This window comes from Rhodopseudomonas palustris (assembly GCF_003031265.1).
Taxonomy (GTDB): Bacteria; Pseudomonadota; Alphaproteobacteria; order Rhizobiales; family Xanthobacteraceae; genus Rhodopseudomonas; species Rhodopseudomonas palustris_H.
On the sequence record NZ_CP019966.1, the window covers coordinates 1,250,903 to 1,270,820 of the forward strand.

22 protein-coding genes are annotated in these 19,918 nt (G+C 64.9%); 19 read left to right on the forward strand and 3 right to left on the reverse strand.

The features are described 5' to 3' along the window. Window positions 1-29 precede the first annotated feature (29 nt). Together RPPS3_RS05815 and RPPS3_RS05820 are read left to right on the forward strand one after the other, a co-directional pair. Complete coding sequence (locus RPPS3_RS05815; protein ID WP_107343249.1) at window positions 30-971, forward strand: CsgG/HfaB family protein; 942 nt, start codon at window positions 30-32, stop codon at window positions 969-971. Continuing rightward, window positions 953-1,768, forward strand: coding sequence for a lytic transglycosylase domain-containing protein (locus tag RPPS3_RS05820; RefSeq protein ID WP_434006772.1), 816 nt, complete (start codon window positions 953-955; stop codon window positions 1,766-1,768). Before RPPS3_RS05815 ends, RPPS3_RS05820 begins: the two co-directional genes overlap by 19 nt. A 43-nt stretch (window positions 1,769-1,811) precedes the next feature. Here the strand turns inward: RPPS3_RS05820 and RPPS3_RS05825 are convergent, their stop codons facing one another. After that, on the reverse strand, window positions 1,812-2,090 hold the full coding sequence (locus RPPS3_RS05825) for a hypothetical protein (RefSeq protein WP_107343250.1): 279 nt from the start codon (window positions 2,088-2,090) through the stop codon (window positions 1,812-1,814). Between the two features lie 781 nt (window positions 2,091-2,871). Here RPPS3_RS05825 and RPPS3_RS05830 point away from each other — a divergent pair. The 8 genes from RPPS3_RS05830 to RPPS3_RS05865 all read left to right on the forward strand — a co-directional run bounded on the left by RPPS3_RS05830 (window position 2,872) and on the right by RPPS3_RS05865 (window position 9,835). After that, on the forward strand, window positions 2,872-4,263 hold the full coding sequence (locus RPPS3_RS05830) for a methyl-accepting chemotaxis protein (RefSeq protein ID WP_107343251.1): 1,392 nt from the start codon (window positions 2,872-2,874) through the stop codon (window positions 4,261-4,263). 123 nt (window positions 4,264-4,386) lie between these two features. Further along, the gene (locus RPPS3_RS05835) at window positions 4,387-4,647 is read left to right on the forward strand and encodes a hypothetical protein (RefSeq protein WP_107343252.1); all 261 of its coding nucleotides are present in this window, start codon (window positions 4,387-4,389) and stop codon (window positions 4,645-4,647) included. Between the two features lie 151 nt (window positions 4,648-4,798). Beyond that, window positions 4,799-5,473 (forward strand): Crp/Fnr family transcriptional regulator, encoded by a 675-nt coding sequence (locus tag RPPS3_RS05840; protein ID WP_107343253.1) that lies wholly within the window; start codon window positions 4,799-4,801, stop codon window positions 5,471-5,473. A 115-nt stretch (window positions 5,474-5,588) separates the two neighbouring features. After that, window positions 5,589-5,777, forward strand: coding sequence for a YgaP family membrane protein (locus RPPS3_RS05845; protein WP_107343254.1), 189 nt, complete (start codon window positions 5,589-5,591; stop codon window positions 5,775-5,777). A 75-nt stretch (window positions 5,778-5,852) separates the two neighbouring features. Then, window positions 5,853-6,224, forward strand: coding sequence for a carboxymuconolactone decarboxylase family protein (locus tag RPPS3_RS05850; protein ID WP_011156656.1), 372 nt, complete (start codon window positions 5,853-5,855; stop codon window positions 6,222-6,224). 134 nt (window positions 6,225-6,358) lie between these two features. Further along, window positions 6,359-7,438, forward strand: coding sequence for a 3,4-dihydroxy-2-butanone-4-phosphate synthase (gene ribB, locus RPPS3_RS05855; RefSeq protein ID WP_107343255.1), 1,080 nt, complete (start codon window positions 6,359-6,361; stop codon window positions 7,436-7,438). Window positions 7,439-7,498: 60 nt separating this feature from the next. After that, complete coding sequence (locus RPPS3_RS05860; RefSeq protein ID WP_107343256.1) at window positions 7,499-8,713, forward strand: acyl-CoA dehydrogenase; 1,215 nt, start codon at window positions 7,499-7,501, stop codon at window positions 8,711-8,713. 189 nt (window positions 8,714-8,902) lie between these two features. Then, window positions 8,903-9,835 (forward strand): MBL fold metallo-hydrolase, encoded by a 933-nt coding sequence (locus RPPS3_RS05865; RefSeq protein ID WP_107343257.1) that lies wholly within the window; start codon window positions 8,903-8,905, stop codon window positions 9,833-9,835. A gap of 12 nt (window positions 9,836-9,847) precedes the next feature. On the opposite strand, the gene RPPS3_RS05870 is transcribed toward RPPS3_RS05865, so the two are convergent. Beyond that, window positions 9,848-11,599 (reverse strand): methyl-accepting chemotaxis protein, encoded by a 1,752-nt coding sequence (locus RPPS3_RS05870; RefSeq protein WP_107343258.1) that lies wholly within the window; start codon window positions 11,597-11,599, stop codon window positions 9,848-9,850. 196 nt (window positions 11,600-11,795) lie between these two features. Here RPPS3_RS05870 and RPPS3_RS05875 point away from each other — a divergent pair, with 196 nt between their 5' ends. Beyond that, window positions 11,796-12,542 carry a YebC/PmpR family DNA-binding transcriptional regulator gene (locus RPPS3_RS05875; RefSeq protein WP_107343259.1) on the forward strand — a complete coding sequence of 249 codons (747 nt, stop codon included), beginning with the start codon at window positions 11,796-11,798 and terminating at the stop codon, window positions 12,540-12,542. 45 nt (window positions 12,543-12,587) lie between these two features. On the opposite strand, the gene RPPS3_RS24725 is transcribed toward RPPS3_RS05875, so the two are convergent. Next, a complete protein-coding gene (locus RPPS3_RS24725; protein ID WP_234820117.1) occupies window positions 12,588-12,761 on the reverse strand; it encodes a hypothetical protein in 174 nt (57 codons plus the stop codon). Window positions 12,762-13,089: 328 nt separating this feature from the next. Between RPPS3_RS24725 and ruvC the strand changes: the two genes are divergently transcribed. The 8 genes from ruvC (at window position 13,090) to RPPS3_RS05920 (ending at window position 19,917) form a co-directional block, all read left to right on the forward strand. Further along, entirely contained in the window at window positions 13,090-13,614 is a 525-nt protein-coding gene (gene ruvC / locus RPPS3_RS05885) for a crossover junction endodeoxyribonuclease RuvC (protein WP_107346458.1), read from the forward strand. Window positions 13,615-13,894: 280 nt separating this feature from the next. Beyond that, window positions 13,895-14,512 carry a Holliday junction branch migration protein RuvA gene (gene ruvA, locus RPPS3_RS05890; RefSeq protein WP_107346459.1) on the forward strand — a complete coding sequence of 206 codons (618 nt, stop codon included), beginning with the start codon at window positions 13,895-13,897 and terminating at the stop codon, window positions 14,510-14,512. Then, window positions 14,509-14,934 (forward strand): cytidine deaminase, encoded by a 426-nt coding sequence (locus RPPS3_RS05895; RefSeq protein ID WP_107343261.1) that lies wholly within the window; start codon window positions 14,509-14,511, stop codon window positions 14,932-14,934. The genes ruvA and RPPS3_RS05895 overlap by 4 nt, the downstream gene beginning before the upstream one ends. Before the next feature lie 171 nt (window positions 14,935-15,105). Continuing rightward, window positions 15,106-16,155, forward strand: coding sequence for a Holliday junction branch migration DNA helicase RuvB (gene ruvB / locus RPPS3_RS05900; protein WP_107343262.1), 1,050 nt, complete (start codon window positions 15,106-15,108; stop codon window positions 16,153-16,155). 7 nt (window positions 16,156-16,162) lie between these two features. Beyond that, window positions 16,163-16,627: a tol-pal system-associated acyl-CoA thioesterase gene (gene ybgC, locus RPPS3_RS05905; protein WP_107343263.1), complete on the forward strand. Its 465-nt coding sequence runs from the start codon at window positions 16,163-16,165 to the stop codon at window positions 16,625-16,627. 99 nt (window positions 16,628-16,726) lie between these two features. Further along, on the forward strand, window positions 16,727-18,037 hold the full coding sequence (locus RPPS3_RS05910; RefSeq protein ID WP_107343264.1) for an NAD(P)/FAD-dependent oxidoreductase: 1,311 nt from the start codon (window positions 16,727-16,729) through the stop codon (window positions 18,035-18,037). Window positions 18,038-18,183: 146 nt separating this feature from the next. After that, the gene (locus RPPS3_RS05915; RefSeq protein WP_107346460.1) at window positions 18,184-19,392 is read left to right on the forward strand and encodes an OpgC domain-containing protein; all 1,209 of its coding nucleotides are present in this window, start codon (window positions 18,184-18,186) and stop codon (window positions 19,390-19,392) included. Window positions 19,393-19,449: 57 nt separating this feature from the next. Beyond that, on the forward strand, window positions 19,450-19,917 hold the full coding sequence (locus tag RPPS3_RS05920; RefSeq protein WP_107343265.1) for a DUF1348 family protein: 468 nt from the start codon (window positions 19,450-19,452) through the stop codon (window positions 19,915-19,917). Window position 19,918: the final 1 nt, after the last annotated feature.

Below are 19,918 nucleotides of genomic sequence, written 5' to 3' on the forward strand. Positions count from 1 at the left end.
TGGCCGGAGGTTGTTTGAGGATATTTCGCGTGACACGTTATTTCAGATCGATCATTGGCCTCGCCGCAGTGGCCGCTCTGCTCGCCGGCTGCACGCGCCCCGGCCATCGCGACGCGTTCTTCGAGGAGCCGCCGGTGGTGACGCCGCCGTCGCCGACAGGTGTCAATCTCGAGACCTTGCCGCCGCCGAAGCAGAAGATCGACATCGCGATCTATCAATTCCCCGATCTCACCGGCAAGAACGAGCCGAACGACAACGTGGCGGTGTTCTCGCGTGCCGTGACCCAGGGCGGCGCCGGGCTGGCGATCGATGCGTTGAAGCGCGCCGGTGGTGGAGCCTGGTTCCGCGTCGTCGAGCGTAACGGTCTCAACGATCTGCTGCAGGAGCGGCAGCTTGTCCGCGCCACCCGCCAGGAGTTCGACCGCGACCGCGCCAAGCCGCTACCGCCGATGCGCTTCGCAGGACTCCTGATCGAGGGCGGCATCGTGGCGTTCGATGCCAACTACATGACCGGCGGCATCGGCGCCAATTATCTCGGCATCGGCGCCGACACAAAGTTTCGCCGCGACATGGTAACCGTCGCCCTGCGGGTCGCCTCGGTGCAGACCGGCGAGGTGCTGACCAGCGTCACCACCACCAAGACGGTGTACTCGGTGTCGTTGCAGGGCAACACGTACAAATACGTCGCGCTCGACAAGCTGCTGCAGATCGAAGCCGGCATCACCCGCACCGAGCCGACCCAGCTTGCGGTGAGGCAGGCGATCGACCTTGCGGTGTATTCCACCATCATGGAGGGCGCGCGCGACAAGCTGTGGCGGTTCTCCGATCCGGTGATGGAAGCCAAGTTGATCCGCGACTATCTCGACCGCGACAAGCCGCAGCCGGCGTTCATGAAGCCGTATCTCACCAAGGAGGAGCGGATAGAAGCGGAGAAGATCGATCATTCGCCGGAATGGGCGCCGCGGAGCTGATCATGGCAGCGCGGGCCACTCTCGCCTGGTTATGGACAGTGGCACTTGCCGCGGTCGCGATCGGTGCGAGTTTCGGCGGTGCGATGGCGCAGCAGCGCGTCGCCGAGGCCGGCGGCCTGGTGGTGACGGCGCGCGCCGGCGACTCGTCGTTTGATGCGCCCGTTGCCCCGACCGCCCCATGGGCGCACGTGATCGCGCAAGCCGCGCAGGACAAAGGCCTGCCGCCGGCATTCCTGACCCGCCTGCTCAATCAGGAAAGCACCATGTTCACGCTGGCGGTGAGCCGCGCCGGCGCCATGGGCATCGCCCAATTCATGCCCGGGACCGCCGCAGCGCGCGGGCTCGACGATCCGTTCGATCCATTCAAAGCGATCCCCGCCGCGGCACGCTACCTCGCCGACTTGCGCCGCCAGTTCGGCAATCTCGGCCTCGCGGCCGCCGCCTATAATGCCGGCGCGGGCCGGGTATCGGCCTGGCTGCGCGGCAGCTCCGACCTGCCCGCCGAGACCCGGGATTACGTGCTGCGTATCACTGGCTTCAGTGCCGAGGATTGGGCAGCCAACCGGGCCGACGCGACGGCTATCGCGGCAGCCGTGCCCGCCAAGCCGCCGATCACGTCGTTCGCAACGGCCGCGTCACCCCGCGCGACTGCCGCGGCGATAACGCCGACCGTCCCGCGCGCAACGTCGCGCGTCGAGGCCGGTCGCAAGGGAGCAAAAAAGCCGACCGCCGAGGCGGAGCTGTGTGCCTCGGTCGCGGCCGGCGGACGCAGCTGTATTCTGCAGACGGCGTATTGAAGCTTCAGGTCGAAGATGTCGTGCGGATCAGCCGATGCGGCCGTCATGGTATGCGGTGGCGCTTGCGCTTCGGCTTGTTGGCCCTGTTGCGGTAATAGTCACGCTCGCGTTTCAGCAACGGCGCAACGTCACTCCGCGGCGGTGGTGTCTCTGAAAACGTCGTCACGCCCTGTTGCTTCTCGATGCAGCGGCGCAGCGCCGTGGGGTCGGTCAACAGCGTGCAATCATTGACCGCCCGCGGGTTAGGCGACAGCTGCGCCTGAACCGGGTCGGCGAGCATCACGGCGGCACTGACTAGCAGCATTCTCGGGAAACCAGACATCGCGTTGAGGTCCTGAGGATCTTGTCGACAGTATCGAGTACTTGGAAAATCAACCGCCGTTAGTAATATCGCACCGTCATGCGATTGAGGGGTCGCCAGCGCTGGGCGTGCGGCGTCAATCGCTCACCGGACGATGCCAGTACCCGCCTGTGGCGATGCGCCGAAGGCGGACGTTCCTGTTCTCCTCCGGGGCAACTCTCGCATCATTGACACTGAACCCGCAACAGAAGGTTCAGACGCCCAACCATTTTCTCATCGCTCGCTCGGGTCCATGAGGACCAACGCTGTCCTGTTTGGTATCAGCATGATGTCGATCATCACATCAGGCTGTGGCGCGGAGCGCCATAGACTTGGCGCCGATTGCGGCGAGCTTATTCCGGCTGGAGCATCTGCTGGCGTCACCGTGACCGCGAGGCGAATTCCGGCAGGCGTCGTAGCACCATCGGAGCCTTCGCGAATCGATGGCTGGGGAGGCTGTACTAACGGAGTCGTACGGTCATAAAGCTATGGAAGGCAGACCTTGGATAGGCGGTCGCCAGCCGTTTCAGGCCCACTATCCTAAAGTTGATACTTGCGGCGTCGATTGATGCGTCACGTCCGATTTGGACGCAGCGCTAAGTCCTGAGACTCTGTGCAACGAGGGCGCCTTCACCGGGGCAGGATCATTAAGTTCCCGAAAGCACTCCGGTTATATCGAGGCATAACACTCACAACGGCCTCGTCCCTTCTTGGTCATCCGAACCTGATCGCGCTCACGGCCTCTCACAGAAGACGACTCATCATGTTCAATCATTGGCGTAACAAGAAACCGCAGCCCGAAATCGAGAACGAGCCGCAGGACGACGTCCTGCCCCGCCTGCAGGAGCTTGTCCGGTTTCTCGTCAATGGAGATCACGCTCCGATAGAGGCGGCTGAGGACGAGGTCGCCAAGTCTCTTCTCCCGATCGTCACCATGCTCGACGACAACCATTTTGCCTCGCTCTCTGTGCTGGCGGATATCTGGGTCGCGCAGACCACGCCGCTCCTCGCCATCGCCCGGATGAATGCCGATATGCAGGACCTTGGTTGTCGCACGCAGGCGGTCGCCGGCGCGGTCAGTGAGCTCTCGTCATCGATCGCAGAGATCGGGCGTGCGACGGGGGAAGTCGCGAATGAGGCCATCGACGTCCACAACCGCGTAAACGAGAGCGTTGTGGCGGCTGATCAGGCCGTGGATTCGATTGGTCGGTCGGCCGATGCGGTAGGAGGTCTCAGCCACAAGGTCGACGCATTGAATGGCTCGATCGAGGACATCGCAGGTATCGTCAAAGCCATCGACGCCATCGCCCGGCAGACCAATCTCCTCGCCCTCAATGCCACGATCGAGGCCGCCCGAGCCGGCGAAGCGGGCCGAGGCTTCTCGGTCGTTGCAGGTGAGGTCAAAGCTCTATCGACGCAGACCGCGCAGGCGACCGAAGACATTCGGCAACGGATCTTGGGGCTTCAGTCCGGAATGAAGGACATCGTGTCCGCGATGCGGGAAAGCGGTGAGACCGTCGAGTCGGGGTCCGCGTCCGTCCAAGGCGCCGGGACGATGATCAAGAGCATCAATGAGGCCGTCAATCGTGTCTCGCACAATATGGCGACTGTGGCAGCGGTTGTTCAGCAGCAGATGGCTGCGACGACGGAGGTCGATCAGGCGATTACCGCCACGGCAAATATGTCAAACCATGCTCTATCGGCCATCGAACGCCTCGCCGTGACCATGGATAGGGTCGGCCAAGTGGTGCAGCCACGGCTTCGGGCTCGCGCGCAGGAAGTGGACGACCGTACGCAGGTTCAACTCGCCAGATCCGATCACGCCAGTTTCAAGAAGCGCGTGATCGACACATTGAATCGACGCGGTGAGGTGAAGGCCAGCGACCTGCCGGATCATCACGATTGCCGGTTCGGCAAGTGGTACGAGAGCCTGAAAGATCCAGCGTTGAAGAACAGTCCGGCCTACCGTCGCATCCACGACCCGCATCTGCTTGTCCACGCTGCGGGGAAAGAAGCCGTCGCGCGTTTCCAGGCGGGCGATTTCGAGGCCGCTGTGACCGCTGCCGACAAGATGGAAAAGGCCTCCGTGGAGGTCTTTACGGCACTGGATGAGATGGCTGTTCTCCTCGCGGCCGGGAAATCGAACGCTGCGTAGGGGCGGGGATCTGCCCTCAGACCCCACGCGGTAGCTCACGAGCACTCCCTGCGACCGCGAGGTCGCGGTTCCGCCGGAACAAGCGGCGCTACGAGGACATTGAACCCGCAACAGGAGGTTCAAATGTCCAACCGATTTCGCATCGCTTCGCTCGTGTACATGATGACCAACGCCGTGCTGTTCGGCATTGGCATGGTGTCGATCATGACGATCCCGGCTTTGGCGCGCAACGCCATGGACTGGGTGCCGATGGCGGTTATCGCGAGCTTCATTCTGGCTGCACCGATTGCCTGGTGGATCGCTCCGCGCCTGCGGGCCCGTTATTGGCGCCATCGCGACGGCGACGTCATCTCCGGCCCCTCGACCGCGACGGACAATCCTTAAGCGGCTCTATCGACGTTTTACACGTCCGCGAGCAACTTCCGCGCATCAGGCCGCGGCTGGTCGCCACAGTGCCTGGTTGATTAAGATCAACCGGGCGCTGCGGTCCTGGCCCCTATCTTCGGCAGGTCGAGCGTGAACCTGGTTGGTCGCGATGAGCTTGCCTGCATTGGATTGGTTGCGCCGTTTCCCGGCCCTGGGGGAACTGCCGGAGACGGAACGAACCTCGCTTGCGCAGGCAGCCATGGCTATGAGCCTGCCTGCCGGCGCTTCGGTGTTCGCGCCGGACCAGCCCTGCGGCATGTTCATCCTGGTGTGCCGCGGTACGGTCCGCGTGTTTCAGCTCGATCCGGCCGGCAACGAGATCGTCCTGTACCGGCTCGGGCCCGGGAGCATCTGCATTCTCACCACCTTGGCGCTGCTCGCCTCGGACAGCTACAGCGCCTTCGCAGTGACCGAGAGCCCGGTGGAGGCGGTGGGCCTGCCCGCCGCGACCTTCCACGACCTGATGGGTCGCTCGGCGCAATTCCGCAGTTTCGTGTTCAATGCCCAGGCGGCACGGATGGCGGATCTGATGGCGGTGATCCAGAACGTGGCGTTCGCCTCGATCGAGACGCGTCTGGCGTCACGCCTGCTGGCGCTTGCGGCGGATGGCCGCGAATTGTCGATCACCCACGCCCAACTGGCCGCCGAGATCGGCTCGGCGCGCGAAGTGGTTAGCCGTCACTTGAAAACGTTCGAGCGTCGCGGCTGGGTCAGCCTCGGACGCGGACGTGTCGAATTGCGCAATGCCGCCCCACTGCGGGCCGCCGCGCAAGCCGCCCGCTGAACCTCTATTCGCAGATTTTCGACCGATCCTTTGTCGCCGGTGACTTGGTCACAGACCGTGATGGTGGCGCGCCCTAGAACGAGCGTGTCACTCAACCGAGCGAGGGGAAACGAAGATGACTGTGAACATGGGAATGATCGACCGTCTGCTGCGCGCCATCGTCGGCGCCGGCCTGATCTACTGGGCACTGACCGGCGGTCCGATCTGGGCCTGGATCGGCGTCGTCCCGCTGCTGACCGCGGGGATCGGCTTCTGCCCGGCCTACACGCTGCTCGGCATCAAGACCTGCTCGACCAAGTCTTGACGTCACTACCCAAGTGTGGCTCTCGGGGCGGCGCAGCCCGCTCCCGGGAGTTGCCTTTGTTGAATAGGTGAAACCATGCACAAGAACTGGATCGATCTGACCGGCGAGTTGTCGGTGGCGCTGCGCGAAGTCCGCACCGGCGCGCCGGACGTCATGAAGGGCTTCTCGGCGATCGCCCAGGCCGCGCTCAAGGCCAACGCGCTCGATACCAAGACCAAGGAGCTGATCGCTCTGGCAATCTCCGTGGCGACGCGGTGCGACGGCTGCATCGGCTTCCACGCTGAAGCTGCGGTGAAGCACGGCGCGACCCGCGACGAGGTGATGGAGACGATGGGCATGGCGATCTACATGGGTGCCGGCCCGAGCGTGATGTATGCCGCCCAGGCGGTCGAGGCTTACGATCAGTTCGTGAAGAAGAAGGCCGCAGCGGCTTCGCCTGCGGAGTAACCGCCAACCGCGCGCGGCCCTTTCAATTCCGCTCTGCGGTAGGGAATTTCACGCAAGGCGGCCGCTCCGTCGCGCGCCTTGCGTCGCCGCCCGCGCTGCGTCATATGGTCGGGTCCTGTCTCAGAGATCCGACCATGGCGCACCCCATTCAAGAAGTTCTGCAAGCCTTTGCCGCCGGCGAAATCGTCGTCGTCACCGATGACGACGATCGTGAGGGAGAAGGCGATCTGGTGGTCGCCGCCTCGCTGTGCACCGCGGAGAAGATGGCGTTCATCATCCGCCACACCTCGGGCATCGTCTGCGCGCCCATCACCATGGACGATGCGCGGCGGTTGCGGCTCGACCCGATGGTGGCGCACAACGACAGCAACCACACCACCGCGTTCACGGTCTCGATCGACTACAAGCCGGACAACGGCACCGGCATCTCGGCCGACGAGCGCGCCTCGTGCTGCCGCGCGCTTGCCAATCCGAACGCCGGCGCCAACGACTTCGCCCGGCCCGGCCACATCTTCCCGCTGATCGCGCGCGAGGGCGGCGTGCTGCTGCGTTCCGGCCACACCGAGGCCGCGGTTGACCTCTGCAAGCTCGCCGGGCTGCCGCCGGTCGGCGTGATCAGCGAACTGATGAACGACGACGGCACCGTCACCAAGGGTGCGCAGGTCGTCGAGTTTGCCAAGAAGCACAATCTCAAGCTGGTCACGATCGCGGATCTGATTTCGTACCGTCAGGCGCGCGAGAAGCTGATCGAGCGCGTCGCGACGTTTCCGATCGACAGTCCGATCGGTCCGATGCAGGGGTATGCTTACCGCTCGCCGTTCGACGAGATCGCCCATGTCGCCTGCGTCTACAATGGGATCGGCGATGGCAAGAATGTGCTGACCCGGTTCCACAAGCCGAACATCGTCAAGGAGCTGTTCACTGGGGCTCGGCGGATGCAGGCCGTGCTCGACCATTTCAAGGCGAACGGTTCCGGCGTGCTGATCTATCTGCGCGACGGCGCGGCGGGTGTGCCGGTCGCTCCGCTCGACGAGCAGAAGACCGCCGAAGCCGATCGGCATCGGCAATGGCGCGAGATCGGCGTTGGTGCGCAGATCCTGCGTGATCTTGGCGTGACGTCGATCCGTCATCTCACCACGTCGCAGATCGACTACAAGGGCCTGTCCGGTTTCGGCATCGAAATCGTCGGCAACGAGCACCTTGAAGGCACCTGACCGAGGTCTTACCCTCCCCATCAACGTCGCCCGATGCGGCAAGGTCTGAAAGGACAATCGATGAGCGTGCGCGCGCAAACCAAGGACAAGCCGGCTCCGGCGAGCTTCAAGTGGGACGATCCGCTGCTGCTGGAAGACCAGCTCACCGAAGACGAGCGGATGATCCGCGATACCGCGCGCGCTTATGCTCAGGACAAACTTCTGCCTCGCGTCAATCAGGCGTATCTCGAAGAGAAGACCGATCGCGAGATCTTCAATGAGATGGGCTCACTCGGCCTGATCGGCGTCACGCTGCCCGAAGAATACGGCTGCGCCAACGCCAGCTACGTCGCCTATGGTCTGGTGGCGCGCGAGATCGAGCGGGTCGACAGCGGCTATCGCTCGATGAACAGCGTGCAGTCGTCGCTGGTGATGTATCCGATCTACGCCTATGGCGATGAGAACCAGCGCAAGAAGTATCTGCCCAAGCTCGCCTCCGGCGAGTGGGTGGGCTGCTTCGGCCTGACCGAGCCAGATGCCGGCTCCGATCCCGGCGGCATGAAGACCAAGGCAGAGAAGGTTGCCGACGGCTATCGCCTCACCGGCAGCAAGATGTGGATCTCGAACGCGCCGATCGCCGACGTGTTCGTGGTGTGGGCGAAGTCGGCCGCGCACGACAACCAGATCCGCGGCTTCATCCTCGAGAAGGGCATGAAGGGCCTGTCGGCTCCGAAGGTCGGCGGCAAGCTCTCCTTGCGCGCCTCGATCACCGGCGAGATCGTGATGGACGGCGTGGTCGTTCCGGAAGACGCGCTGCTGCCGAACGTGTCGGGCCTCAAGGGGCCGTTCGGCTGCCTCAATCGCGCCCGCTACGGCATCTCCTGGGGCGCTATGGGTGCCGCGGAGGATTGCTTCCACCGCGCCCGGCAGTACACGCTCGACCGTAAGCAGTTCAATCGTCCGCTGGCTGCGACCCAGCTGGTGCAGAAGAAGCTCGCGGACATGGAGACCGAGATCACCCTCGGCCTGCAGGCCAGCTTGCGCGTCGGCCGGTTGATGGACGAGGGCAAGATGGCCCCGGAGATGATCTCGATCGTCAAGCGCAACAATTGCGGCAAGGCGCTGGACATCGCCCGCATGGCCCGCGACATGCACGGCGGCAACGGCATCCAGATCGAGTATCACGTGATGCGCCACGCCCAGAACCTCGAGACGGTGAACACCTACGAGGGCACCCACGACGTGCACGCGCTGATCCTCGGCCGCGCCATCACTGGGCTGCAGGCGTTCGCGTAAGGCGGGGCGTAAGTCCGCGCCCTCCGTTTCCCGCTCTGCCGTCATCGCCCGCATAGGCGGGCGCCCCAGTATCCCAGAGCGTTCGCTATATGCGATGGCGGTGAGTACTGGATCCCCCGCATCCGCGGGGGATGACCATCCGGGTGAGTTGGTAAGAACAAACAACAATCAAATTTGGTTGGAAACGCCATGAGCGACGACAATCGCCCCGAGGACGACGTTCCGTTCAATCGCGAGTTCGGATTGCAGCCGGGCGTCGTCGAGGAAATCCGTCCCGGCCTGCGCCGCGTGTTGTGCAACAATCCGTCGCCGTTCACTTTCACCGGCACGGTCAGCTACATCGTCGGTCGCGGCAAGGTCGCGATCATCGATCCGGGTCCTGCGGACGAGGCTCATGCCAATGCGCTGCTGGACGCCGTCAAAGGCGAGACCGTCACGCACATCCTGGTCACCCACACCCACAAGGACCATTCGCCGGGCACACCGCTGATAAAGCAGGCGACCGGCGCCACCGTCTATGCCGAAGGGCCGCATCGGGCGTCGCGGCCGTATTTCGAGAGCGAGACGGTGTCGACGGAGTCCGGCGCCGACCGCAACTTCAAGCCGGACGTCGAAATCCGCGACGGCGACATGATCGAAGGCGACGGTTGGACCATTGAATCGGTGGCGACGCCTGGTCACACCGCCAACCACATGGCGTTCGCATGGCGCGAGGGTGATGCGCTGTTCGTCGGCGATCACATCATGGGCTGGTCGACCACCATCGTGGCGCCGCCGGACGGCTCGATGCCGGACTACATGGCGTCGCTCGACCGGCTGATCGGCCGCGATGAGCAGCTCTATCTCTCCGGTCACGGCGCCGAGATTCCCGAGGGCCCGCGCTACTCGCGGTTCCTGAAGCGGCACCGGCTGGCGCGGGAAGCTTCGATCCTGCATCGCCTTGGCAAGGGCGAGACCGATATCCCCAGCATGGTGCGGGCGATCTATATCGGCATCGACCCGCGGCTCGTCAGCGCCGCCGGTTACTCGGTGCTGGCGCATCTGGAAGATCTGGTGATGCGCGGTGTTGTCGCCACCGAGGGCGACCCGGTGATCAGCGGCCGCTACCGGCTGGCCGGTTAGCAGCCGACCCGCTCACAGCTTGTAGGCGGTGCGGAATCCTCCCCAGTGCCGGCCGCGCACGCGCACCGGCACGTCGATCTCGCGCATCATCACGGTCTGGCCGCCGCCCATGTCGCGGGCGTAGCTTTGGATCAGGAACGAGCGGGTATTGCGTCCTGCGGCGAGCCCGGCCGGGTCGTTGAAGATCCGGCGATTGCGTGAATTGGCGGTGTTGAAGGCAACATCCCCCGGCCGCTGCGGCTGCGAATACAGCTTGTTGTGCACCGGCAGATAGCCGTTGCGGTCGATCATCACGCAGAACGCCATCCGCGGGTCCTTGGCCAGGAAGCCCTCCTGGAACGGCGGCAACGCGCGGTCGGCCCAATCGAGATATTGCGTGCGGTATTGCTTCGGATCGGTGCCGGCGATCTCGACGTAGTTTTCGTCGAACATCTGCTCCAGCGTCAGCGCGCCGGACGCAATGCCGCGTTCGAAGATCTTCGCAAGTTCATGCCCGGCCTCGATCGCGCGGGTGACGAACTCGGTGTTCTCATTGCGGATTGCCCACAGCCGGTCCTCGATCCGCTCCTGCAGGCCTGCGTCGGGCGCGACGAACCGCGCCAGCGCGCCGGCCTTGCCGTGCTCGGCGATGCGGATGCGGCAGGCGCCGATGTCCTGAAGCTCAGCGGCCAGTTGTTGGCCGGTCGCCAGCGTGTCGGCGGACGGGCCGCTGATCAGCACGCCTTCCATCGAGATCTCGTACACCGGCGCGGTGATCCTGCCGCGCGGGGTGTCGAGATTGATCTGCAGATGGCACGGCAGCTTCTCGCGCCGCCGAACATCCTCGCGGTCGCCGAGCTTGAGCAGAACCGCGGTACGCGCCCGCAGCTTGTCGGCGAAATTGGTAACGTTCTGGCCGGCGCGTGCGACCTCGTCGCCGTGCTGCTCGGCTTCACGGGTGGCGCTGTCGATTTCCGCGGCGCTGTCACCGACCGAAGCGATGAAGGTCGAGGCCGAAGTGGCGTTGCCGGCGATGTCGCCAGTGGTGGCGTTCTGTTCGGCCACCGCGCCGTTGACGGTGTCGAACACCGGCCGGATTGCGGCGATCGCGCTGGTGATGCGATGGACGGCATCTGCCGAGCTGGAGGCATCCCGCTGCAAGGCGTCGATCTTGCGCTTGATCTCCTCGGTCGCCTCCTGGGTCTGCACCGCCAGGGCCTTCACTTCGGTCGCCACCACGGCAAAGCCGCGGCCGGCCGCGCCCGCGCGCGCCGCCTCGATCGTCGAGTTCAATGCCAGCAGCGTGGTCTGGCGGGCGATCTGGGAGATCAGATTGACCACGTTGCCGATCGCGGCCGACGAATCGCGCAGCCGCTCGACATTGGCCGTGGCCTCATTGGCGGCCGCGCTGGCGTCGTCGGCGAGCTGTGACGCCTGGCGGACCTGGGCACCGATGCCGTGGGCCGAATGGGTGAACTTGTCGGCGGCCTCGGAGAACGAGCTGGCGGTCGCCTGGGCCGCGCTGGTGCGGCCGGTGAGGGCGTCGGTGCGCTCGCGGATGGTGTGCAGCGTCGAGGTGGTCGACTGCACGCCAGTGGTCACGGAATGGGCGGCGCGTTCGAGCTGCCGAATCAGCGAGCCGAGCTCCAGCTCCAGCAATTCGAGGATTTCACGGGCGGAATCGGCCTCCGCGACGGTCGGTTCGGCTGCCGCCGGGGGCGAAGCTGCCACGACGTTCAGGGCCGCCGTTTCCGGCGACCGCTTGCGAAATAGGCCGAACGCCATGGTTCCTCCCGCAGAACTAGAACATAGCCTGCTACTCTCGCGGCGCCCCGTGAAGTTACGGTTAAATTTTCTTTCAGTGGAATTACGGATTTCGCGCCGGACGGCGGCGGCAAGTCTTTGATTTTGGCGGATGCGCCGCTTATAACCCCGCGCCGCAGCCCGAAATTCCAACGGATCGACCCGCGAGAGAGAGCGCATGGCCGGACATTCGCAATTCAAGAACATTATGCACCGCAAGGGCCGCCAGGACGCACAGCGGTCCAAGCTGTTCAGCAAGCTCGCCCGCGAAATCACCGTCGCCGCCAAGCTCGGCACCCCCGACCCGGCGATGAACCCCCGGCTGCGCGCCGCGGTGCTGGCGGCGCGTGCGGAAAACATGCCGAAGGACAACATCGAGCGTGCGATCAAGAAGGCGATCGGCGGCGACAGCGAGAACTACGATGAGATCCGCTACGAGGGCTATGGCCCCGGCGGCGTCGCGGTGATCGTCGAAGCGCTGACCGACAACCGCAACCGTGCCGCGTCGGACATCCGCTCGTTCTTCACCAAGTCGGGCGGCAACCTCGGCGAAACCGGCTCGGTGTCGTTCATGTTCGACCGCGTCGGCATCGTCGAATACGACGCCGACAAGGCCTCGGCCGACGATATGCTCGATGCGGCGATCGAAGCCGGCGCGGACGACGTGGTGTCGTCGGAGGCCGGCCACGAGATCTATGCCTCGCAGGAAACCTTCCGCGATGTCGCCAAGGCGCTCGAAGCCAAGTTCGGCGAGGCCCGCAAGGCGGCGGTGATCTGGAAGCCGCAAAACACGGTCGCGGTCGATGACGAGACCGGCGAGAAGCTGTTCAAGCTGATGGACGCTCTCAACGACCACGACGACGTTCAGAACGTCTACGCCAACTTCGAAGTCTCCGACGCCCTGATGGCGAAGATGGCTGGCTGATCAGGACTGCGCGGCCGCTCGGCCGCGCATCCATGACTTGCCGCTTTAAAGCACCGCGATGTTGTACTTCGCAGGCCCGACCACCGACACCACTCGCATGTAGATGGTGTTGTTGTTGTTTCCGTCTTCGTAGATGATGGTCTGGTTCGCCGGCACCGGTGGTGGCGGCGGCGGAGCCGGCGTGTAAGGCGTGTTCGGCACGCGTTGGGTGATGAGCACGCCCGTTGTTCCAGCCGGCGGCAAAGGGCCGACCGGTGCGAGGGTGGGAAAAGTCAGGCTCTCCACCGGCACTGCGTAGGCGTCAGTTTCCGAAACCCGTTTAACCTGACCGTGAGTGATAACTCGGCTCATGATGATCTCCTATCGGCTATCTCCGATAGCACTATGCAATCATCACAACTTTAGGTTGTAAAACACAATCCGCTCACCTCGGGTTTGCACGAGGGGCGTCGCGTTTGCCGGGACTCTCGATGCGGCGCTGGGGAAGGCTACGCGCAGCGCGCCGTTGCTATTTTGTTCTTAAGCTTTTCGGCGCTATCACATGCGCATGACCCCAGCGTCGATTCGTAGCCCGATCCGCATCCTTGGCATCGACCCCGGCCTTCGCCGCACCGGCTGGGGCGTGGTCGAGAGCGAGGGCAATCGGCTGGTCTATGTCGCGTGCGGCACGGTGGAGCCGCGTGATACGTTGCCGCTGGCCGAGCGGCTGCTGGCGATCCACGACGGGCTGACGAAAGTTCTGGCTGAGCACGCGCCGGATGAGGCGGCGGTCGAGCAGACGTTCGTCAACAAGGACGGCGCCGCGACACTGAAGCTCGGCCAGGCGCGCGGCGTCGCGATGCTGGTGCCGGCGATGCGCGGCCTCCTGGTCGCCGAATACGCGCCCAATCTCGTGAAGAAGACGGTGGTCGGCGCCGGCCATGCCGACAAGACCCAGATCCAGATGATGCTGAAGATCCTGCTGCCCAAAGCCGATCCGAAAAGCGCCGACGCCGCCGATGCGCTGGCGATCGCCATCACCCACGCCCACCACCGCGGCGCCGCGCAGCGGCTGAAGGCGGTGGGGGCGTGAGGACTATCGGGACCATGCTTAGCTCCGAGCACAGACCACTCCCTCTCCCGCTTGCGGGAGAGGGCTGGGGTGAGGGCGAAGCGGGCACAGTGCTCAGGGCCCCCCACCCCCGACCCCTCCCCGCAGCGGGGAGGGGGGAAGAGAACAGCGCGTTCCCTCTCCCGCTTGCGGGAGAGGGCTGGGGTGAGGGCGACGCGGGCACAGTGCTCGGGGACCCCCACCGCCGACCCCTTCCCGCAGGCGGGAGGGGAGAAGAGGCGCCTTGCCTTGGAGCCGCAACGTGATCGGCAAGCTCAAGGGCGTCATCGACAGCTACGGCGAGGATTACGTGATCCTCGACGTGCAGGGCGTTGGCTATCAGGTGCACTGCGCCAGCCGCACGTTGCAGGCGCTGCCATCGCCGGGGGAGGCGGCGACGCTGTCGATCGAAACCTATGTGCGCGAAGATCAGATCAAGCTGTTCGGCTTCCGCACCGATCACGAGCGCGAGTGGTTTCGCCTGCTGCAGACCGTGCAGAGCGTCGGCGCCAAGGTGGCGCTGGCGGTGCTGTCGACGCTGCCGCCGAATGACCTCGCCAATGCAATTGCGCTGCGCGACAAGGCCGCGGTGGCGCGCACCCCCGGCGTCGGGCCGAAGGTTGCCGAGCGCATCGTCACCGAGCTGAAGGACAAGGTGCCGGCCCTCGGTGCGGTCGATCCGGCGGTGGTGAAACTCTCGGGCGCGATCGACGACAATCGCGCGCCGCGTGCAGTGGCCGACGCGATCTCGGCGCTGGTCAATCTCGGCTACGGCCAGCCGCAGGCGGCGGCCGCCGTCGCCGCAGCCTCCCGCACCGCCGGTGAGGATGCCGAGACGGCGCAGTTGATCAAGCTCGGCCTGAAGGAGCTGTCGAAGTGAGGATCACCGACGCCGACCGCGCACTGATCGATGCCGCGATCGCGGCGATCACCAAGCGCTATCGCAATGATTGGCAGGAGGTCGGCGCCGCGTTGCTGACCCGCACCGGCAAGCGTTATGTCGCGGTCAATCTCGATGCGTATCTCGGCCGGATGGCGGTATGCGCCGAAGCGGTCGCGCTCGGCCAGGTGATCACCGAGCTTGGGGAGGCCGGGATCGACACCATCGTGGCGGTCCGTCATCCCAAGCCGCATGATTCCGACCGCGAAGTCCGCGTCGTCTCGCCCTGCGGCGCCTGCCGCGAACTGATCTGGGACTACGACCGCAACGCCCGTGTGCTGGTGCCCGGACCAGATGGTGTCGAAGCCGTCGGGATCAGCGATCTGCTGCCGAACAAATACAGCCGGGAGCGGGTGTTGTGAGTGTGTTGGCCGATGAGATCGCTCCCGGAGCAGCGCGCTCCCTCTCCCGCCTGCGGGAGAGGGCTGGGGTGAGGGCGACGCGGGCACAGTGCTCGTGGACCCCCACCCCCGACCCCTCCCCGCAAGGGGGAGGGGAGCGCTCAGTGCTCGGCGGCATGGTACATTTCCCCCATGACTGAACCTTCCCGTCTCGTTACACCCGAGCGCCGCGGTGACGACCTCGGCGATGCGGCGCTGCGGCCGCAGAATCTGTCCGAGTTCGTCGGCCAGCAGCAGGCGCGCGCGAATTTGCAGGTGTTCATCGACGCCGCGCGCAAGCGCAAAGAGGCGCTCGACCATGTGCTGTTCGTAGGTCCGCCGGGGCTCGGCAAGACCACGCTGGCGCAGATCGTGGCGCGCGAGCTCGGCGTCGGGTTTCGCGCCACGTCGGGCCCGGTGATCGCCAAGGCCGGCGATCTCGCAGCCTTGCTGACTAATCTCGAAGAGCGCGACGTGCTGTTCATCGACGAGATCCACCGCCTCAGCCCGTCGGTCGAGGAGGTGCTGTATCCGGCGATGGAGGATTTTCAGCTCGATCTGATCATCGGCGAAGGTCCAGCCGCGCGCTCGGTGAAGATCGACCTGTCGAAGTTCACGCTGGTCGGCGCCACCACGCGCGCCGGCCTGCTCACCAATCCGCTCCGCGACCGCTTCGGCATTCCGATCCGGCTGAATTTCTATACGATCGAGGAACTCGAAAGCATCGTCACCCGCGGCGCTCGCGTGCTCGGGACGCCGATCACGGCGGATGGCGCCAACGAGATCGCCCGCCGCGCCCGCGGCACGCCGCGGATCGCCGGTCGGCTGCTGCGCCGGGTCCGCGACTTTGCGTCGGCTGCGGATGCCGAAGCGATCGACCGCGCCATCGCCGACCACGCGCTTGGCGCGCTGGAAGTCGATAGCGCCGGCCTCGACGCGATGGATCGACGCTACCTCACCACGATTGCGCTCAACTATGGCGGCGGCCCGGTCGGCGTCGAGACGATGGCGGCGGCTTTGTCTGAGCCTCGCGACGCTATTGAGGACATTATCGAGCCTTATCTCATCCAGTGCGGCTACCTGCAGCGCACCCCACGCGGTCGCCTGCTGACCGACCACGCCTTTCGTCACCTCGGCCTCGCCGCCCCCTCGCGGGATCCCGCGCAGTTCGGGCTGTTTGGCGATACCGGGGACCAAGAGTAGCTCAACGATGACTGACTCTCGCTTGCATCATCCTTCCCTCGACGGCGCCATCATCGATGGCGCTCACCACATGCACGTCCGGGTCTATTACGAAGACACCGACTTCTCCGGCATCGTCTATCACGCCAACTATCTGCGCTTCATGGAACGGGGGCGGACCAATTATCTGCGGCTGCTTGGGGCGGCACAGAGCGAGTTGTTCGCGGAAGCCGAAAGCGAGACCCCGGGCTTTGCCTTCGTGGTGCGGTCGATGCAGCTCGACTTCCTCAAGTCGGCCAAGATGGACGATCTGCTAGAGGTGATCACCCGGCCGGTCGAAGTCCGCGGCGCGTCGATCACCATGCAGCAGCAGATCAAGCGCGGCGACCTCGTGCTGATGGAGGCCAAGGTCAAGGTCGCGTTCGTCTCGGGCGGTCGGGCGAAGCCTATCCCGATACCGCTTCGGGTCGCCATGAAGGCGGACGTCGCCTGATCCCGCCCGGGCGGCCGTTGCCTGTTTCCCGAGCTAGGGCGCTCCGGAATTTGATGTTACAGGGGGCGAGCCGGAAGCTCGAACCCCTCGGACATCTTGATGAGTGATACGCCCCATAGGATTGTTATCGTCGGCGGCGGCGCCGGTGGCCTGGAACTCGCCACCGCGCTCGGCAACAAATACGGCAAGTCGGACGCCGTTCGCGTCACCTTGGTCGACCGCAGCCGCACCCACATCTGGAAGCCACTGCTGCACGCGATCGCTGCCGGCTCGCTGCGTCGCTCCCAGCACGAGCTGAACTATCTGGCCCAGGCGCACTGGCACGGCTTTCACTACCGCCTCGGCGAGATGAATGGTCTCGACCGCGACCGCAAGGTCGTCAAGCTGGCCCCGGTGATCGATGACGAGGGCCGCGAGATCAATCCGGAGAGCGAGCTCGGTTACGACACGCTGGTGATTGCGATCGGCAGCGTCACCAACGATTTCGGCACCCCCGGCGCCCGCGAGCACGCGGTGCCGCTGGAGACGCCGGAGCAGGCGTCCCGCTTCAACAAGCGGATGGTCAACGCCTGCCTGCGCGCCCAGCATCAGCACACGCCGATCGAGCCCGGCCAGCTCCACGTTGCGATCATCGGCGCCGGCGCCACCGGCACCGAACTCGCCGCCGAGCTGCATCACACCGCGCGCGAGATCATCGCTTACGGTCTCGATAAGATCGATCCGGAGCACGATCTCAAGATCGTGCTGATCGAAGCCGCGCCGCGCATTCTGCCGGCGCTGCCGCCGCGGATCTCGGAAGCGACGCTGAAGCTGCTGCTCGATCTCGGCGTCGAGGTGCGCACCGGCGCCCGCGTGGCAGAAGTGCTCGATCATGCGGTTCGTCTGGCCGACGGCGAAGTGATCCCGTCGGAGCTGGTGGTGTGGGCCGCCGGCGTGCGTGCGCCGGATTTCCTCGAAGGCATCGACGGCCTGGAGACCAACCGCATCAACCAGCTGGTGGTCCGTCCGACGCTGCAGACCACCCGCGACGACAATGTGTTCGGGATGGGCGACTGTGCCGCCTGCGCAATTCCCGGCTACGAGAACGGCGTTCCGCCGCGGGCGCAGGCCGCTCACCAGGAAGCCGAATTCATGCTGGAGCAGATCGAGAAGCGGCTGAAGGGTGAGCCACTGGGAGAGTTCCGCTATCGCGATCTCGGCTCGCTGGTGTCGCTCGGCAAGTACTCGGCGGTCGGCAATCTGATGGGGTCGCTGGTCGGTAAGAGCTTCCTGATCGAGGGCTATTTCGCCCGCTTCATGTATCGCTCGCTGTACAAGATGCACGAAGCGGCGCTGTACGGCCGTGGCCGCACGCTGCTCAGCGTGCTGTCCGGCTCGACGCGCCCCACGCCTACGGTGAAGCTGCATTAGCCTGCCCAGCGGCCTGTGGGTCGCCCCGGTGTCTCCCGGACAGCCTGTGCGTCCGCCGTCGGTTAGATTGGCGGCGTAACGGCTGATTCGGGCGCAAAGGGAGGCGAGGCGTGACCAGAGGAGTGCAGTCTCGCGAGGTGCCGCTGATGGGGCAGGGCGAGCGCGATTTGCGGCTCGATTTCCTGCGCGGCGTCGGCCAGTGGATGATCTTCGTCGATCACATCCCGTACAATTTCCTCAACTGGTTCACGCTGCGCAATTACGGTTTCTGCGACGCGGCCGAGTTCTTCGTCTTCATCTCCGGCTATTCGATCGGGTTCGCTTACGGGCCAGCAGTGCGTGCCGGCGAAATGGTCGCGGCGACCAAGCGGCTGTGGACCCGCGCGGCCCAGCTCTACGTCGCGCACATCTTCCTGTTCCTGTTCTTCACCGCGCAGATCTCCCGCGCGGCGCGTCGGTTCGACAATCCGATGTACAAGGACGAGTTCAACGTCGCGCAATTCCTCGAAAATCCCGACGTGATGATCCAGCAGGCGCTGCTGCTGAAGTACAAGCCCGTCAATCTCGACGTGCTGCCGCTGTACATCGTGCTGGTGGTTGCCGCACCGCTGATCCTGTGGGGCCTGCTGCGCCGGCCGCATCTGACGCTGGTGTGCTCCGGTGTTTTGTATTTCGCGTCCCGACACTTCGGCTGGAATCTACCGTCGTTCCCTGACGGGCACTGGTACTTCAACCCGTTCGCTTGGCAGTTCCTCTTCGTGTTCGGCATCTGGTGCGGTTTCGGCAATGGCCCGCAGATCCGCCCCTGGGTGAAGTCGCTGCCCAATCAGTTGCTGAGCTGGACCATCGTGCTGGTTGCGCTGGTGATCGCGCTGTCTTGGAATTTCGAAGCGCTGTACGGCCTCGTGCCGGAATCGATCGGCAAGATCCTTTACCCGATCGACAAGACCAGTCTGGCGCCGGTGCGGCTGATCCACTTCCTGGCGCTGCTCGCGATCGTCATAAAGCTGCTGCCGCCGGATCTGCCGGCGCTACGCTCGGAGCATCTGCGCCCCATCATCCTGTGCGGCCAGCGATCGCTGCCGGTGTTCTGCTTCGGTGTGATCCTGGCTTTCACGGCGCATTGGATCCTGGTCCAGGTGTCGAGCAGCATCGCGATGCAGATCCTGGTCAGCGTCGGCGGCATCGGCCTGATGACCGGCGTGGCCTGGGTTGCGACGTGGTACCGGACTCTGCCGACGCTGGTGACGGTTCCTCCTACCGTGCCGGTCGAACACCACGGCGAAGAGCGGGCAGACCACACGCACAACACTGCTGCCGCCGAAACGGAGCCATCGACGACCGAGCGCGCTTGACTCGTTGTACCGATCGGTACAGTCTCGCTGCGTTCCGTTCGCAGTGGAGAAGCCGTCATGTCGCGTCCGCCGTTGCCGCCGTTCACCCGCGAGACCGCCGCCCAGAAGGTGCGGATGGCCGAAGATGCCTGGAATTCGCGTGATCCCGCGCGGGTGTCGCTCGCCTATACGCCCGACAGCCGCTGGCGGAATCGCGCCGAGTTTCTGCAAGGCCGCGACGCGATCGTCGAATTCCTGACCCGCAAATGGACGAAGGAGCACGAATACCGGTTGATCAAGGACCTCTGGGCGTTCGACAGCCGGTTCATCGCTGTGCGCTTCCAATACGAGTGGCACGATGACGCCGGGCTTTGGTATCGCTCCTATGGCAACGAGCAGTGGGAATTCGACGACGATGGACTGATGCGCCGGCGCGAGGCCAGCATCAACGACGTCGCGATCAGCGAGAGCGACCGCCGCTTCCATTGGCCGGCGCCCGGTCCGCGTCCCGACGATGTACCGGGGCTCGCCGCAGAGCCGTTCTAAG

What these genes read in the sequence shown, in the direction of transcription:
- RPPS3_RS05820 (WP_434006772.1), top strand. Translation starts at nt 953, where the DNA reads ATGGGCGCCGCGGAGCTGATCATGGCAGCGCGGGCCACTCTCGCCTGG.
- RPPS3_RS05825 (WP_107343250.1), bottom strand. Translation starts at nt 2,090, where the DNA reads ATGTCTGGTTTCCCGAGAATGCTGCTAGTCAGTGCCGCCGTGATGCTC.
- RPPS3_RS05830 (WP_107343251.1), top strand. Translation starts at nt 2,872, where the DNA reads ATGTTCAATCATTGGCGTAACAAGAAACCGCAGCCCGAAATCGAGAAC.
- RPPS3_RS05835 (WP_107343252.1), top strand. Translation starts at nt 4,387, where the DNA reads ATGTCCAACCGATTTCGCATCGCTTCGCTCGTGTACATGATGACCAAC.
- RPPS3_RS05840 (WP_107343253.1), top strand. Translation starts at nt 4,799, where the DNA reads ATGAGCTTGCCTGCATTGGATTGGTTGCGCCGTTTCCCGGCCCTGGGG.
- RPPS3_RS05845 (WP_107343254.1), top strand. Translation starts at nt 5,589, where the DNA reads ATGACTGTGAACATGGGAATGATCGACCGTCTGCTGCGCGCCATCGTC.
- RPPS3_RS05850 (WP_011156656.1), top strand. Translation starts at nt 5,853, where the DNA reads ATGCACAAGAACTGGATCGATCTGACCGGCGAGTTGTCGGTGGCGCTG.
- ribB (WP_107343255.1), top strand. Translation starts at nt 6,359, where the DNA reads ATGGCGCACCCCATTCAAGAAGTTCTGCAAGCCTTTGCCGCCGGCGAA.
- RPPS3_RS05860 (WP_107343256.1), top strand. Translation starts at nt 7,499, where the DNA reads ATGAGCGTGCGCGCGCAAACCAAGGACAAGCCGGCTCCGGCGAGCTTC.
- RPPS3_RS05865 (WP_107343257.1), top strand. Translation starts at nt 8,903, where the DNA reads ATGAGCGACGACAATCGCCCCGAGGACGACGTTCCGTTCAATCGCGAG.
- RPPS3_RS05870 (WP_107343258.1), bottom strand. Translation starts at nt 11,599, where the DNA reads ATGGCGTTCGGCCTATTTCGCAAGCGGTCGCCGGAAACGGCGGCCCTG.
- RPPS3_RS05875 (WP_107343259.1), top strand. Translation starts at nt 11,796, where the DNA reads ATGGCCGGACATTCGCAATTCAAGAACATTATGCACCGCAAGGGCCGC.
- ruvC (WP_107346458.1), top strand. Translation starts at nt 13,090, where the DNA reads ATGACCCCAGCGTCGATTCGTAGCCCGATCCGCATCCTTGGCATCGAC.
- ruvB (WP_107343262.1), top strand. Translation starts at nt 15,106, where the DNA reads ATGACTGAACCTTCCCGTCTCGTTACACCCGAGCGCCGCGGTGACGAC.
- ybgC (WP_107343263.1), top strand. Translation starts at nt 16,163, where the DNA reads ATGACTGACTCTCGCTTGCATCATCCTTCCCTCGACGGCGCCATCATC.
- RPPS3_RS05910 (WP_107343264.1), top strand. Translation starts at nt 16,727, where the DNA reads ATGAGTGATACGCCCCATAGGATTGTTATCGTCGGCGGCGGCGCCGGT.
- RPPS3_RS05915 (WP_107346460.1), top strand. Translation starts at nt 18,184, where the DNA reads ATGGGGCAGGGCGAGCGCGATTTGCGGCTCGATTTCCTGCGCGGCGTC.
- RPPS3_RS05920 (WP_107343265.1), top strand. Translation starts at nt 19,450, where the DNA reads ATGTCGCGTCCGCCGTTGCCGCCGTTCACCCGCGAGACCGCCGCCCAG.